Annotated in this window: 15 protein-coding genes; 2 read left to right on the forward strand and 13 right to left on the reverse strand. The window is 36.2% G+C overall.

Annotated features, from left to right (window positions below; genetic code table 11):
* Positions 1-2: 2 nt before the first annotated feature.
* The 13 genes from Q4534_RS18950 to truA form a co-directional block, all read right to left on the reverse strand.
* Positions 3-1292 carry a glycosyltransferase gene (locus Q4534_RS18950; protein ID WP_303614726.1) on the reverse strand — a complete coding sequence of 430 codons (1290 nt, stop codon included), beginning with the start codon at positions 1290-1292 and terminating at the stop codon, positions 3-5.
* A complete protein-coding gene (locus Q4534_RS18955; RefSeq protein WP_303614727.1) occupies positions 1280-2656 on the reverse strand; it encodes an MATE family efflux transporter in 1377 nt (458 codons plus the stop codon). The genes Q4534_RS18950 and Q4534_RS18955 overlap by 13 nt, the downstream gene beginning before the upstream one ends.
* Before the next feature lie 35 nt (positions 2657-2691).
* A complete protein-coding gene (locus Q4534_RS18960) occupies positions 2692-5058 on the reverse strand; it encodes a tyrosine-protein kinase family protein (RefSeq protein ID WP_303614728.1) in 2367 nt (788 codons plus the stop codon).
* Between the two features lie 68 nt (positions 5059-5126).
* Positions 5127-5927, reverse strand: a complete 801-nt coding sequence (locus Q4534_RS18965; protein ID WP_303614729.1) for a polysaccharide biosynthesis/export family protein — start codon at positions 5925-5927, stop codon at positions 5127-5129.
* Between the two features lie 448 nt (positions 5928-6375).
* Complete coding sequence (locus Q4534_RS18970; RefSeq protein ID WP_303614730.1) at positions 6376-7083, reverse strand: sugar transferase; 708 nt, start codon at positions 7081-7083, stop codon at positions 6376-6378.
* 322 nt (positions 7084-7405) lie between these two features.
* Entirely contained in the window at positions 7406-8098 is a 693-nt protein-coding gene (locus tag Q4534_RS18975; RefSeq protein WP_303614731.1) for a sugar transferase, read from the reverse strand.
* A gap of 224 nt (positions 8099-8322) precedes the next feature.
* Positions 8323-9360 (reverse strand): uroporphyrinogen decarboxylase, encoded by a 1038-nt coding sequence (hemE, locus tag Q4534_RS18980; protein ID WP_303614732.1) that lies wholly within the window; start codon positions 9358-9360, stop codon positions 8323-8325.
* Between the two features lie 115 nt (positions 9361-9475).
* Positions 9476-10024: a hypothetical protein gene (locus Q4534_RS18985; RefSeq protein WP_303614733.1), complete on the reverse strand. Its 549-nt coding sequence runs from the start codon at positions 10022-10024 to the stop codon at positions 9476-9478.
* 142 nt (positions 10025-10166) lie between these two features.
* Complete coding sequence (locus tag Q4534_RS18990; protein ID WP_303614734.1) at positions 10167-10697, reverse strand: hypothetical protein; 531 nt, start codon at positions 10695-10697, stop codon at positions 10167-10169.
* 129 nt (positions 10698-10826) lie between these two features.
* On the reverse strand, positions 10827-11345 hold the full coding sequence (locus tag Q4534_RS18995; protein ID WP_303614735.1) for a hypothetical protein: 519 nt from the start codon (positions 11343-11345) through the stop codon (positions 10827-10829).
* A complete protein-coding gene (locus Q4534_RS19000; protein ID WP_303614736.1) occupies positions 11345-11935 on the reverse strand; it encodes a hypothetical protein in 591 nt (196 codons plus the stop codon). The genes Q4534_RS18995 and Q4534_RS19000 overlap by 1 nt, the downstream gene beginning before the upstream one ends.
* A 210-nt stretch (positions 11936-12145) precedes the next feature.
* On the reverse strand, positions 12146-13921 hold the full coding sequence (locus tag Q4534_RS19005) for an ABC transporter ATP-binding protein (RefSeq protein WP_303614737.1): 1776 nt from the start codon (positions 13919-13921) through the stop codon (positions 12146-12148).
* Between the two features lie 11 nt (positions 13922-13932).
* Positions 13933-14766: a tRNA pseudouridine(38-40) synthase TruA gene (gene truA, locus Q4534_RS19010; RefSeq protein ID WP_303614738.1), complete on the reverse strand. Its 834-nt coding sequence runs from the start codon at positions 14764-14766 to the stop codon at positions 13933-13935.
* A gap of 23 nt (positions 14767-14789) precedes the next feature.
* On the opposite strand from truA, the gene Q4534_RS19015 reads away from it, so the two are divergent.
* Together Q4534_RS19015 and Q4534_RS19020 are read left to right on the forward strand one after the other, a co-directional pair.
* Positions 14790-15269, forward strand: coding sequence for a DUF4293 domain-containing protein (locus Q4534_RS19015; RefSeq protein ID WP_303614739.1), 480 nt, complete (start codon positions 14790-14792; stop codon positions 15267-15269).
* A gap of 54 nt (positions 15270-15323) precedes the next feature.
* Complete coding sequence (locus tag Q4534_RS19020) at positions 15324-16439, forward strand: PLP-dependent aspartate aminotransferase family protein (RefSeq protein ID WP_303614740.1); 1116 nt, start codon at positions 15324-15326, stop codon at positions 16437-16439.
* Position 16440 lies beyond the last annotated feature (1 nt).

Consider the following 16440-nt stretch of genomic DNA (forward strand, 5'->3'; position numbering starts at 1 on the left):
ACTTAATTCTTGGCGGCTTTTTGCATTAGATTAATGTGCTGGTTTATTACTTCAGCTTTTTGAAACTCCGGTAACAAGTATCCCCCCAGTTCATTAGAAAGGCAATAGTTTAATCCATTAGATAGATCTTTTTCATCTTTATACTTTGCCAAGTACCCATTTTTCTTGTGAGCAATCATGTCCGGAATTCCTCCAACATCAAACCCAACCACAGCAGTTCCACAAGCCAAACTTTCTAAGATGGTTGTTGGTAAATTATCTGCCAAAGAAGGAGCGACAAACACATTTGAGGCATTATAAACAAGATTTGTTGTATAATCATCAGTTATAAAGCCCATAAACTTACATGGATATGGAATGGCCTCCTGAATTTCTTTATTGGGCCCACTACCAAAAATTAAAAGGCATACATCAAGATCGGGATTGTTGTTTTTTAAATTTTTTAATGCCTCCATCAGGTATTTCCAACCTTTATAAGGACTAGTAATTTTATTGGCACCAAATGAAATCACATGTTGGTATTTGTCAATGTTCAAAACCTTTTTGGCAACCTTCTTTTCAAATGGCTTGAATAGGTTTGTATCCAATGGGTTTGGGATTCGAAATACAGGCTTATTCTTGAGCAATGCGCCTTTCGTGGCAAGATTATAAAGCCACTTACTTGGTGCAACAAAAAATAAGTTATCATAGTCAGAATAAAATTTCAGTTTCTCATCAAACTGTTTATAAGACAAGTCTTTTTCCTTCTCCTCCGGAAACATGGGGCAGTTCCCACAATGGGTTAAAAATTTCTGACAATCGAAACTATGAAAACAGCCCCCTGTAATGGTCCACATATCATGCATAACCAAAATCATTGGTTTATTTAATTTGGCAAGTTTCTCTAAACCATCAATACTCAAAAATCCTCCAAGAATCCAATGGACATAAATAAAATCCGCTTTTTCTATCCAATGATGTTTGCTTATATCACTCCCAAATAAAGATAGGGCAAACCCTCCGGTTTTTTTATCTCTTTTTCTGGTAACAAAATCCTGAATTTTTTGATTTACTTTTCTTATGAGTACTCCTTTTTTTCCAACGGTTTGAACCCTTGGATCACCATGAACATTGGAATTTAAAGAGAGTACATACGATTCTAAACCGCGCTCTAAAAAAGCTTCATGATACCTTAATACATAGTTACCCGATGGACTAGAACCATATTGCAAATGAACAACACGCTTCTTTTGCTCCCCGTCTATCAATTGATTTGATTTTGTCATAGTCATTTCACCGTCTACCTGATCCATATTCCTTTCTTTTTCTTGTATATAATAAGGTAATATTGCAGTGGGGCAACAATTATTCCATTAAAGCTGGCTATAAGGGAGGAGATAAAAAGTGCGTGTACTCCCATACCATAATAATCAATCAGCAAATAAGCCGAGCCAATAAATACCAATGGGCTAATAAGGCTTGCCCAAAACTGTATCTTAAGTGCACTAATCCCGTTTAAAAAATTCACAAATATACTAGCAAACATAAAGGAGGTAAAAAACAATAACCCCCACAATGAAAGTGTAAAATCAATGTCAACTTGCCCTTTTAGCCAAACCCTGTAAACCGTATCAGATACAAACAACATTATTACTCCACCCAAGACAAATAATAATCCGATTTGCAAGTATTTAATCGTTGCTTTTTTTATCCAATTGATATCATTCTTAAAAAATGCATCGGTAGAGGCTGACCAAAAAGGTGTCAGAAATATACCAAAACCCATCCCTAATACATTAAAGTACTTATAGACTACGTTGTAGGTCGTCACCTCATATGGCCCGAAACTTTGAGCAATTATTATATTGGATGTTTGATATTGAATTAAACTCGCTATTTGAATTACAAAAAACACTAGGCCCAAACTAAATAAATTTTTGGATTGGGATAAATTGACATGCTTAATGGATGGCTTAAACTCTTTATAGTCCGTTTTGAAAAAGAAAAAGTTGGCTAAAATAAGTACTGCTACAGGAGCAATACATAATGCAAGGCCAAGATTAACAAGTGACCCCTCGGTAGTATAAACCAACACTACGATTACCAGCAATGAAATAATTTGGCCAAGGAAGTTGATAAGTGAAGCTTTTGCAGGAGCCTGGTCTGCCGTTACTAATGTATTGATAATTTTCAATACAAATTGCATACAGAAATAAGTAAAAATAATGATGGCTAGAATGGACAGTTCCATCCTCATCTCAGAGGAAGCGTTCAAAATTTCAACCCAATCTAAGAAGGGGTTTATGATTAAAAACACCAACCAAACGGAAGTGAACACTATCGTTAATACCGCATAAGTTGTACTAATATACATCCTAGCAGCTTCTTTATCCCCTTTAGTTCTGGCTTCAGCAAATTTATTTCTTAAACCATGGGTCATGCCAACATTAAAAAAGCTAAACCAGCCTACAATAGAGCTTAATGCCAACCATATTCCATACCTAGTAGGATTTACATAGTCAATGGTTAGGGGTACCATTACCAAACTAACAGCAATACTCCCTCCTTTAATCAATATAGAACCAATAATATTCTTTTTAGCAAGAACAGTTCGAGCATTACCTTTAACAAGAAATTTGTTAAAGTATTGGTAAATAGATGAAAATAATTTTTTCATTCGAAATAGAAAAATATAAATAAAAGCTTAAAAAATCACACAGAACTTTTCGCAGTCTTTTTATCCTCTGGATAGTAACCGTATGAGTAACCATAATAGCCATTGGTTTGTTTGGCATCATTCATCACCAATGAAGTATTTCTTAGCTTATTTTTAATGTCAATGTCTTCCATAAAAATAAGGTTCTCTTTTTTTGTAAAATTGTATCGAACCATGAATAAAGTCCTGTCACAATAGGGAGCTAAATTGAAGGCATCTGTCACCGTTCCCACAGGAGCTGTATCTATAATAATATAATCAAATCTTTCTTTCAAGTGATTTATTAGTACTTCAACCTTATCCCCTAAAGTCAATTCTGCAGGATCCTCAGGTATATTTCCACATCCAATTAGGGATAGCCCATCCACTTTTTTAAAGTCAAGAATAATATCATCTATGCTAACATCATCATTCGATAAATAATCAGCAATCCCGAGCTTTGTTTTCATGTTTACACTCTTGAGAAGAGCAGGTTTCCGCAGATCAAACTCTAGCACTACCACTTTCTTTTTGGCAATGCTCAAACTTGCACCGAGGTTTAAACTAAAAAACGTCTTTCCCTCTCCACTTATGCTAGAAGTAATCATTAAGACCCTTTCCTTTTTTCCATCAGACACAAACTTTAGATTTGTTCTTAGCAATCTGAATTGCTCAGCAATAGGTGTCCTTCTCTTTTCAGAAATAGCCAGTAACTCCCCTCCATTAGGGTAGTTGCTTATTTCGGATAAAATGGGAACTTCAGTAATATCTTGTACCTGAGACTTGTGGGTAATTTTACTATTCAATGCATTTTTTATATAAACAATTCCTAAGGGACAAATAAATCCTACAATGAGAGCCATTCCCAAAATCACCATTTTATTTGGCTTGACGGGAGAGCCACTTGAGGCGGCTTTATCTATCACTCGGGCATTTGAAACAGTTGTCGTTGCCAAAGATAAATTTGCTTCTTCTTTTTTGGATTGAAGGTAATTGTACTGTGTTTGTTTCCTACTTTGCTCCCTTGACAACTCTAATAAACCCCTTTCAATTTCAGGTACATTTGAAATTCTACTATTGATTTGATCCAAATTAAATTTGAGATTTTGACTTTCAATTCTTAAACCGTTTTTCATATTGGAGATATTTGTACCAATATTATTCTTCAGGTTCTCAAGTTGTCCTTCAATGGTCGTTACCAAAGGGTTGTTTGGTTGAACTGTCCGTAATAAGCGTTGTCTTTCATTTTGAAGACGGTTAAACTCATCAACTAAATTCGTCAATGTCTCATCAATAATGGATAAATTTGAAGCTACCTCTATACCAGAGCTTGCGGGGTCCCTTAGATATTCTTCCAAGTAGTCCAAAACCTCCATTTGGGTTTTAATATCTGAAAGTTGCGTTTCAATATCTTTACTATTTTGAACCATAAGAGAGTTCTCGGTTCCCATATCAGATATATTGTTGGACCTTCTATATTCTTCAATTCTCCTTTCAATACTATTTAATTCCTTCATTAAAGTATCCAACTGAGAATTTATGAAATCAATGGTATTACTAGCTGTAACGTTTTTCTCTTTAACTGCCTGAAGATTATATTGTTCGATCAACTTATTCAATACATCTTGCCCTTTTTCGGGAACAGCATCTACCAATGAGATATTAAAAACAGAGGCAAACCTTTGAGATAAATTAACCTGTATTCTACCCTTGTACAATCCTGCAACTTGGTCTTTATTTTTAAAATAAATATGGAGAAGTTCCGGCATCTCACCTTGGTAATTCTCCGATTTATTTATTTTTATCTCACCATACCAGTTTTCAATTAATTCACCGTATTGGTAAGCTTTCTTTTTTTCATCCTCTTGAATTAAAATAAGATGGTCGTCAAACAAATTTACACTTATTCTTACTTCTTCCGGATACTGACCAACATCCGGTTTTTTTAACAATGTTTTTACTGTAACAGGCACATTGGCCCCATACAGCTCCTTCATCCTAGAATATTTGTCTTCAGTATAGAAAAAATAGTCAAGTGGCAATTCTTCAACGGCATCTCTCATCAAGCTATAAGAAGCCAATATTTCCATTTCATTTTCCACCTGTTTGTTAGTCTCGTAAGCCTCCAATTCGCTGTAAACTGTATTTTGCGTGAAATCGGATCCCCCATCAATTTTAATAAGGATAGAGCTAGATATACTATATAAAGGTGTAGAAAAGAACAAGTATGCAAAGGCCAGACTTAAAAATAAAATAACGGATAGCAAAAACAACCACCAATATTTTAAGTAGCTCAATATTATCAATTTAAAATCCATAGGTCTTGCGTCTTGGTCAATAAATCCATCCAACAATAGATCGGATAAAATATCAGATTTTTTCATAAGGTTCACAATTTGAACCGATGGTTTACAACCAGGTTAATTTTATAAAAAAGATGTGGTAAAACTTTTTACTCGCTAAGGATATACCGTAAATTAAACATCAGTGAAACTCCAAAAGATACCAAAATACTCAAAATAGTCAAAGACCGTTGATTGGTGCTTGCTTGAACAGATTTGATTTTATCCGGCTCTACATACAAAACGTCATTTTGCTGAAGCATAAAATAGGGGGAATTTAAAATTGCTTTGTCATTTAAGTTTAGCCTAACTGCCTTTCTTACACCATCTTGATCCCGAATCAAAAGCACGTTTTCTCTCTTACCATACTGCGTCATATCTCCCGCTAAACCTAAGGCTTCTAGGATACTGATTCTATCTGTAGCCAAAGTGAAGGTGTTGGGATTAGTTACTTCGCCAATTACCGTAATCTTAAAATTCAGATATTGGATATTGATAATTGGATCTTTTACATATTCTTCTAGTAGCTCAGTCATTTTCAAGGTAGCTTCTTCCCTCGTAAAACCTGCAATATCAATTTTCCCTAATACAGGAAAGTTAATTTGTCCATTTTTGTCTACAAGATATCCTTCATTCGTAGGCAATTGCTGATTCATCATCCTACTCTGCGAGTCATTTGAAATCACACCTGAATTAAAAAGTAAATTTGACTCCGGACTCTGAGTGCTTACCACAATTTTAATTAAATCACCACTTTGGATAATCGGTTCCTCAACTTGACTAATATTTGTAGAATAACTACTTCCAGTTTCAATATCACTGAAATAAACCAAGTTTCTTTTCGCACAACCAAATATTCCCGAAAAGAAAATAATAAAAGTCAGAATTCTAATTAAGCTATTGTATCTCATTTGTTAATAAAACTGTTTAATGGGTTCAAGCTACTAAATGATCAAATTGGGAAAAAAGTCAAAAATATTATAATAGACAATTCTTTAAACACCCCGCAAGTTACTTAATTATCAGAACAATAAGAACTGAGAATAAATAATTTAATAGAATAATGGCTTATTCGGCTTTTACCATTACTCACTTGGTACTTAAAAAATCCAATCCTGTCTCCTAAACTTAAATCCTAGTAAAATAATAATCACCACGATGAAACTCAAATTAAGACTCTCCTATAAAGTACTATGGTAAACCAGCCTCATCTCCACTTCAAGCTATTTTATCATTTTGGGCTTATTGGTTTTCGTAAACGCTTCTTTTAATTCCCCAAATATGATTTAGATACTTTTAAAAAAAAATATGAATTGTAATTTAATCACTTTTTAGCTGTTACATTCTTTCAAAAATCGCTTAATATGCTTTGTCGCTTTTAGACATCAAAGATACTGCCGTCTCAACAACTATTTTTATATCAAAAATTAGATTCCATTTTCTTACATAAAAATTATCTAACCTATATCGAGAATACAATTCACTATAACTTGAAATCTCCCCTCTATAGCCTTTGCTTTGAGCCAATCCTGTAATACCAGGCTTAACCTGATGTCGGGACATGAAATTGTCTATTTCTTTAGCAAACTCAATATTCATAGGAACTGCTTGAGGTCTAGGCCCAACAATTGACATGTCTCCCAAGATCACGTTAAAAACCTGGGGCAATTCATCAAGGCTTGATTTTCTCAAAAACTTCCCAATTCGAGTAATCCTGGCATCATTTACCGTAGCTTGCTTGGTATCGGCATCATTATTTTTAACCATTGTCCTAAACTTATAGCAATAGAACAACTGGTTGTTTTTACCGTGCCTTAATTGTTTAAAAAAAACACTCCCATTGGAATCCAACTTAATTAAAATTGCAATAATTGGAAATAGCCAAGACACAACAAATACTAAAGTAAAAATAGAAACCCCAATATCAAAAATCCTTTTTAACATTTTTTTACTGTATTTGTCGTTTTGACCATACAGAATCTCAATTTCTTTACGGATTGGAGCTTTTACAAAATTTTTCTCTTCTAAGGTTCGACCAAATTTTTGGTCTACTAAAACATTTTCCATCTCTAACAATCTTTACGAATCCTCACAAAAACCTTATTACTTATTTAAAAAACATTTATGTATATCTGAAATACATTTTTACAAATATATAAAGCATTTTTCGCAATGCAAGGATTTTAAGCAAAAAAATTTATTAAAATTCTTTTTTTTGTATTTAAAATTCATTTTTATGGATTTAAAAGTGCATCAATCAACTGTAAATGAAATGAGATCCAAAAGAAACATAAGACCTTGGAATAAAAACAAGTACTTTATTTCTAATTAAAACAGTAAAACATAAGATTTACCTAAAAGAAATATTTACAAACAATAGTCACAAAAATCAATAGGAATGCCCATTCATCTTAAAAAAGGAACCAATAGTCCAGAACAAAATTTTGAAATCCAACATTAATGACCAATTCCTAATATAAAAATGATCTAATTTTATTCGGCCATAAATATCATAAAAGCTAGATATCTCTCCACTAAAACCCTTAACCTGAGCCAATCCAGAAATTCCAGGCTTCACAATATGTCTAAACATATAATTACTTATGTCTTTTGAATACATATAATTCATAGGTACTGCATGAGGCCTAGGCCCTATCACTGACATATCCCCTAAAAAGACATTGATAAACTGAGGAATATCACCTAAACTTGACTTTATTAAAAATTTACCAAAACTAGTAATACGAAAATCATTTTGAGTAACCCGATTATCAGCATCTTCTTGATACTTTACCATGGTCCTGAACTTGTAACACCTAAAAGTTTTATTTCCTCTCCCATGCCTCAGTTGCTTATTAATAATGGGGCCTTTAGACTCTAACCTTATAATTAGCGCTATTATTGGAAATAACCAAGACATTATCAAAACGATAAAAAACAATGAGAAAACGAGATCAAATCCTCGCTTTATTAAAAGGTTAAAACCATCACTGAGAAAAATCCTTCCATCGGGAGTGATATAGCCACTTAATCTTCTTGATAAAAATTCCGGCTCACCCCCTTCTCGTAAAAATTTCTCCATACTATGACTTGTAAACCACCGGTGAAAAACTATAAATCGTTTTAATGTATTTGAAATACAATAAAGCAAATATATTCAGCAAACTCGGGATTTACAAATAATTTAATAGAATAATAATCCGACCCACCCTTAGATATATGGGTGGGTTTTCAGGATTAGATCCTATAAGTTGGGCCTAACTATTAATTCGAATGAAAAACCTTGTCTTTTTGCCGTATCTACCTCTAGGAAATGCTGCTCGAATACTCCTTTACAGTTTGAATAAAGAGTTTCACTTTTTCTGGAGAAATGTCGGGGTACACGCCATGACCAAGATTAGCAATATGCCTATCTTGCTTAAATTGATCAAGCATTTCTTTAGTTTGTCTGATGAGGACTTCATCTGAAGCGTATAAGGCTGCCGGATCTAAGTTACCTTGAAGTACCTTTTCTCCTTCCATTTGTGCACTTACCGTTCGAATATCCATGTTCCAATCAAGTCCCACGACATCACAAGGTAGGTTTTTTATATCTTCTAAAGCGAAATATGCTCCCTTTGCAAAAACGGTCACCGGTACTTCCGTGATGGCCTCACAAATACGCTTGATATATTCCATTGAAAATTCTCGGTATTGATGGGGAGGGAGAATTCCTGCCCAACTGTCAAACACCTGCACCAAGTTGGCTCCAGCCACCACTTGTGCCTTTAAGTATTTAATGGTTGTTTTTGTAATCTTGTCTAAAAGCTGGTGCGCCAATTCAGGGTTTTGATACAACATCGCCCTAGCTTTGGAAAAAGTTTTGCTTCCTGACCCTTCCACCATATAAGCAAATATCGTCCAAGGAGCGCCCGCAAAGCCAATTAATGGCACACGACCATTCAATCCTTTCTTGGTTAGGCGAATGGCTTCCAATACATAATTTAAGGACTCATCAGGATCTGCAATTTGCAAACGCTTAAGGTCAGCTGCAGAACCAATGGTTTCAGAAAACCAAGGGCCCTTCTTTTCTATCATTTTATAAGGAAGCCCCATAGCTTCCGGAACAACCAAAATATCAGAAAAAATAATGGCTGCATCCACTCCCAAAAGATCAACAGGTTGTATGGTAACTTCTGCCGCCAACTCCGGTGTTTGAGCCAACTCGATAAAACCGCTAACACTCGCTCTTACAGCTCTGTATTCAGGTAAAATCCTCCCAGCCTGACGCATCAACCAAACGGGAGTCCTTTCCACCTCTTCACCTTTGATAACCCTTAGAAGTAAATCATTCTTTATTTGCATGCCACAAATATAATCCAACTTACTACAAAAAAGAACAAGAGGGCATAAACAATAAAGGCCATCCCTAAAATTTCAGGGATGGCCTTTTCAAATAATTCATTAAGGTTATTATTTCTCAATCAATTCTCACCACGTCAGATTCAGAAACACCTAAAGCCTTTGTCACAGCCTCATAATCATTTAAATCCAATTTGGCATTGTCTTGCAAATATTCTCCCGGCAAGTAAACAATCCTAATATAATGATTTAGGGTCCAATCCTCAGAAACCGTTGTTAAATCCGTATTTCCCGACATATAAACATTGATGAAATCTGCCGTGAATTGGTAATTGAACATCAATGTAATTCCATCATCTAGAAAGACAGTGTTTGGCAGAGGTCTCCACAGTGGTTTGTCATCAATTACATTCCATAACATAAAAACCAAAAGGTTGTCACTATCAGCTATCTCAAATCCAAAAGAATTCGAAAAGCTATTTTCTTCAGTAAAATCAACCTCAGCTTCAACAACAAGATTTATAAGGGAGATCCCATCCACACCGTCTACTCCATCTTCACCGTCAATCCCATCAACCCCGGGAGGACCTTGTGGCCCTTCTGGGCCTTCACATGCCGGCAGAACCGCTATGGTCACCAAGGCAATTAGGTATACAATTTTTTTCATAGAACTTAATTTAAATCAATATTTTACCAAGCATTTTATGAAAGATAATGTGTAAAATCCCGAATTACAACAAAACATAAAAAAAACAGTCCACCCCTAGGCAAACTGTTTAAATCTCTTTATACACCCTTTTATAGGATATTTAATTCAAAACCCTTCTTGTAATGTCTTTTTCTTCTACCCCAAGCATTTCCAATACTGCGTCATGGTCTGAATAATCCATCCTTACATCTATTCTATCTGCAGGCACAATCAAAACCCTAAACACTTGCGAATCGGTATAACCGGATTCCAAAGTGTTGAGATCAAAATCTCCATTCAAAAAAATCGCATAGTCGTAAAAAGTAAAATCATAATCATAGGTGAATATACCGTTACTATGGAAAACAACTTGGGGAATCAATCTCCATATATCGTTGCTATCCTGGTCTAACCCTGCCAATCTATAAATAAGCACTTTGTCAGATTCTAGGATATCGAAACCGTACTCTCCACTAACACCAAAATTACCGGCTTGATTAAAGTCCCCTTCGATTTCAAAAACTTCCCCCACAATATTTACCCCATCTGCACCTGCAGGCCCTGTTGGCCCAACGGGACCTTCACAACTTACCAATACAAAGGCTGTGACAAAAACCAAAAACATTTTAGTGCTTAATAAATAATTGCTCATACTCATAATTTTAAAATTTAATTGACCCTATTTTAATTTTGAAATCCAAAACCATACCAAAAAAGCACAAACACAATAAAAATTTCAGTGGAATACTATTGATTTAAAAGCTATCCTTATCCCTCATTTTTAATGTTTGATTGGTGCCCAAACTTCGACACAATCACTAGAAATAATTTTATCAATAAAAACACCTTCTACCTCAAGCCCTTTTTCTTTTGCAAATGCTAGGATTGCTTTTTTGGTCTTTTCCGGCCCTGGCATTACAAAGCGATTCATTTCCAATCTGGCCACAATGGCCTGGGTACAGGAAATGGGCAGGTAACTCCAAGGCTTTTCAATTTCCTCCTCTTGAATTTTAGGCTTATACCCTATAAAAACATGTAAAGTATCCCGTTTCCCCTCAGGCTCTTTATAGTATATGGTATACAGGGGACTGTCTTCCCTTGCTTCTTCAACCATTTGAAAATGTTCACCTATCTTTTTATCTTGGGGCGTACCTATAAATTCCACTCCTATCAAATTAATTTGATTACAATCGGTAAGACTGGTTTTGATGGGGTTGAATCCTCCCAGGTAAAAATAGGCCAAGGTCAGGACAAGCAATAAAACACCAATGAGTGATACTACAATTTTTACTTTAGCCATTAATTTCCAAATAAGTATCTTACTCCAATTGCCCCTTGACCTTTAAGGTGCAGTCGGTCTACAATTTCTGTCAAAAAGCCCAATTCAACAAATATAGATATTGGCAAATCTTCGAAATAATAGGACGAACCTATAAAAATTTCCGGTCCGAAATCGATATTTGAGCGGCTTTCTATTAATTCTGTAGCACCTTCAGTGGCATTGGGAGTATTGTAAAAGTAATCGATACTTACAGACCGTACTTGTAGTCCTAAACCAGCATAGACAGTCAATTCTCCTTCAGAAATATTAAAGTCCTCAGAAAAAGACTCCTCATAAATCCCTCTTGCTTGAAGGGAAATGGCCCCCGACACTTGGTGAGCAAAATATCGAGCTGAACTTACAGGCCGATTATTCTCAAATGTACGCCTGTAATATTGACCGCTGTTTTGGCTTCCTCTTCCCAAAATACCTTCAAACGAAAATTTATCGTTAACCGGAGTCTTATAGGTGATTCCGTAAGGATCACCCAACCTCAAGCCCAACTGATGCTGTTGACCAAAGGATGAGAAAGAAACGAGCATCAATAGCAAAGGCAATACGTATTTCATATGTTCTAACTAAATTTGAATTCCTTTAACAATTCCATACTTACGGCGACCCTTCCAAACAAGTTACAGTTTATCCTATAATTTACCTAAGAATTAAACCCAATATACATATCCCGAATAAGGCAAGTTTTGATTCTTCATTCAACTCGACTTTCCTTTTAAGGATAAAAAAACAGTAAGAATCACTTCTTGCGAAAAAGCCTCTCCTTATCAATCAACTACAACTGATTTTAACTGCATCTGATACAGTTGTGAATAAAAGCCCTCTTTCTTTAGCAATACATCATGTGTTCCATGTTCCACGATCCTCCCTTTATTTAAAACAATTATTTTATCAGCTTTTTGGATGGTGGATAACCGGTGTGCAATAATGATAGAAGTCCTTCCATGCATCATTTTCTCTATCGCAGCCTGAATTAATTCTTCTGTTTCTGTATCCACAGAGGAAGTTGCTTCGTCTAGTATAATTATTTCAGGATCGTATACCATAGCCCTAACAAAGGATATCAATTGGCGTTGACCTACAGACAATGTCCCTCCCCTTTCCTTTACATCATATTCCAAGCCTCCGGGTAAGCGCTCTATAAACCTCCTAGCTCCCACCAAATCTGCTGCGTACAACACTTGTTCCTTGGTAATATCCGGATTTCCCAAAGTAATGTTTTGGAAAATGGTGTCTGAAAACAAAAATACATCCTGCAACACAACTCCCACATGTTTGCGAAGTGTGGCCAAATCAAATTCTTTAATAGGACTTCCATCAATAAGTATGGCGCCTTTATTGATATCGTAAAACCTGCTGATAAGATTGATAACAGAGGACTTTCCTGCCCCGGTTGCGCCAACCAAAGCTATGGTTTCACCATGGTTTGCTCTAAAACTAATGTCTTTCAATACCCAGTCTTCCTCATTGTAAGCAAACCAAACATTCTCAAAAGCAATGTCTCCTTTAACTTTCTCCGGCGATTCGCTGCCTTCATCCGGAATCTGCCCGTCATTTTCTAAGATACTGAAAATCCTAGAAGAACTAACTACACCCATTTGAAGGGTATTGAACCGGTCAGCAATCATTCTTATTGGCCTAAAAAACAACTGCAAATACATGATAAACGAAATGAGGACTCCCACTTTTATTTCAAGGTCAAAAACACCGGTAGCTCCATACCAAACCACCAATCCAATCCCCATTGCCTGAATAATTTCAGAAACAGGGTAATAGATAGAATAGTACATAACAGACTTAAGGTGAGCCTTTCGGTGTTCTTTATTGATTGTTTGGAACTTCTCATACTCTCTTTCTTGCCTATTAAAAACCTGAATGATATTCATCCCGGTAATATGTTCCTGAAGAAAAGAGTTCAAGTTAGATACCGCATTTCTAACATCATTAAACGATATTTTTACTTTTTCTTTAAAAATATAGGTGGAAATAATTAGAAGCGGCAGGGTACAAAGACTTACTAAAGTAAGCTGCCAGTCCACATAAAACATCACTCCCAAAATAGCCACTAACTGCAAAAGATCACCTATAATTTCAGCTAACCCCTGACTAAAAACATCAGAGAGGGACTCTACATCCGAAATATTCCTGGTAACCAACCGACCAATTGGGGTATTGTCAAAATATTTCAGGCGCATTTTCAACAAATGCCTGTACAATTTCACCCGTATATCTCGGATTATCACCTGACCGATCCATCCGGAAAGGTAGGTATGTCCAAATTGAACTACAGCATGAACCAGTAATAAACCGATTAGCAAGTAAGTCATCTTCAGTAAGCCGGCCCCATCACCGATAGTAACATAATCATCGATAGCTTTCTGAATTAACAAAGGTCGAGTCGGCGCCAATAAGGCCAGTAATAAGGTAAGCCCCACTAAAAGATAAAACCTTCCTTTATAAGGTGTTACGAAAGTATATAACTTTTTCAACACCTTGGTGTCAATTATATCACCACTTTTAATATTTTCTTTTTCAAGTCCCAATATGGTAGATTTTACTTAAAAATTCGGTCCGGATAATTTACTTTACTTAAAAACAAGCCATGTGCAGGTGCTGAGCTTCCTGCTAAGTTTCGGTCCTTGCCTATAATAATATCCGACATATCACTGCTTTCTAACTGCCCCCTGCCTACTTTAACCAAGGTTCCCACAATTGCTCTAACCATCCCTCTCAAGAATCGGTTGGCTTCTATATGAAAGACCAATCCGTTACCCGTTTGTTCCCAAGAAGCATTATTAATTTCACATACAAAGGTTTTAACATTCGTTTTCCTTCGGCTAAAACATTCAAAATCCTGTTTCCCAATCAGTAAAGAGGCTGCTGAAGTCATTGCCTCCACATCAAGGTCATAATAACAATGCCAAGCCTTTCCTATTAAAAAAGGATCTTTCCTAAATGTTATATGGTATTCATACCTCCTAAAATTGGCATCAAATCGTGCATGTGCCTTTTCATTTACAGGAATAACATCAAAAACTGCGATATCATCCGGTAATAAGCCGTTAATTCTTTTTAGAAAATATTCCTTGGTGAAATCTAAATCAACATCAAAATGAGCAAATTGTTGCAAGGAATGGACTCCAGCATCCGTCCGGCCACTCCCCATAATACTAATGGGACATCGAAAAAGGGTTGACAAGGCATTTTCTAATTCTTCTTGAATAGAAACAGCATTCTTTTGCTTTTGCCAGCCATGGTAATTGCTTCCATCATAGGACAGCTCTATAAAATAGCGGGGAGATTCGTTCATTTCATCTGCAAAGATAAAAATATACCCTAATTTCAAGTTGGATTTTGAATATTCCTTGCGAAAATTCAAATAACCCATTTTCTTTGTCAAAAGATTTAAAGATGATTCAAAGAATTCAAAGTGTATTTTTACTATTGGTGGCTATTTCAATGGTTACTTCCACCTTATTTCCCATTTGGTTACAAGTTAATCCAGACCAAACCCAATCCATGGAGATGACGGCATGGTTTACCACCACTACCGATATTATTGAAGAAAGCATTATTTCTCAATCCAATAATATTTACATTGGAATATTGGCCCTAATCTCTGCCGGAATGGCCATTTACAGCCTACTGCAGTATAAAAATCGAAAAAAACAATTGCTAGTCAACATGATCAATGCCCTGTTGATGGGATCCACTTTGGGCTTAGCTGTTTATACAAGCTTTCAGGCCAACGAAAACTTCAACCCTACTGCAGGGGGGGCATTTTTAATAGGGTTTTACAGTATTGTATTCGGCTTAATCATGAATCTTATCGCCAATAGGTTCATTAGAAAAGACGAAATGCTCATCCGTTCGGTAGATAGAATTCGTTAAATTAACTGGCCGATTGGTACAATTGAATTGGCCGGCATTTAATTTCCACTCAAGATGAAAATAGAAACCATTGCTATTCATGGAGGAAATGTGATCACTGACACATTGAAACCTATCATTCAGCCCATCACGCTTTCTACAACTTTTGAGCATCAAGAGGGTTCAATGTTGTACACAAGGTTAGAAAACCCTAACAGAAAGTCTCTTGAGACTGTAATGGCATCACTTGAGGGAGGGACTGATGCTGCAGCATTCGCCTCTGGGAATGCTGCAGGAAATGCAGTTTTTCAAGCTTTGCCGGCTGGCACACACCTCATCGCTCCGGATGACATGTACCACGGGATGAAAATGTTACTCCAAACCGTTTATGCCGGTAAGCTTGAAGTGCAATTCATTGACCTAACTGACAAGGAGAATCTCCGTAATGCCATCAAACAAAATACCGGATTATTGTGGATAGAAACACCCTCCAATCCACTTTTAAAAATCTCTGATATCAGCGCTTTGGCATCCATAGCCAAAGAGAACAATGTAAAAGTGGTTTGCGACAGTACTTTTGCTACACCTGTTTATCAGCAGGCTCTAGAGTTGGGTGCAGATATTGTCATGCATAGCAGCACCAAATACATTAGTGGGCACAGTGATATTTTAGGCGGAATACTGGTTACAAAGAAAAAGGATGACTTTTGGCAGCACATTAAAAATGTGCAAGGCCTAGCTGGGGCTGTACCTTCTCCAATGGACTGCTACCTTCTTACTAGAAGTATAAAAACCCTTCCCTACCGAATGAAGGCGCATGCATTCAATGCAAAAAGAATTGCAGAATTTTTAGACCATCACCCCTGGGTAGAAAAGGTCTATTACCCCGGGCTTTCCAGTCATAAAGGTTTTGAAACTGCTCAGATTCAGATGGAAGGGTTTGGGGCAATGTTATCTTTTCTAATTAAAGGAAACGCCAATGATGCGGATCATTTAATAGGGAAACTCAAGTTTTTTAGTAATGCGACTAGTCTTGGGGGAGTAGAAAGCTTAATAGAGCGAAGATCGAAGGTCCAAGTGGGTGACCCTGGAATACCTGATCAACTTATCCGAATGTCTGTAGGTATTGAAAACCATGAGGACCTAATAGAGGACTTGGATCAAGCTTTCAAAGTAACATTTAATTCTTAAG

Origin of the sequence: Cyclobacterium sp. 1_MG-2023 (assembly GCF_030546805.1) — a bacterium.
GTDB lineage: Bacteria > Bacteroidota > Bacteroidia > Cytophagales > Cyclobacteriaceae > Cyclobacterium.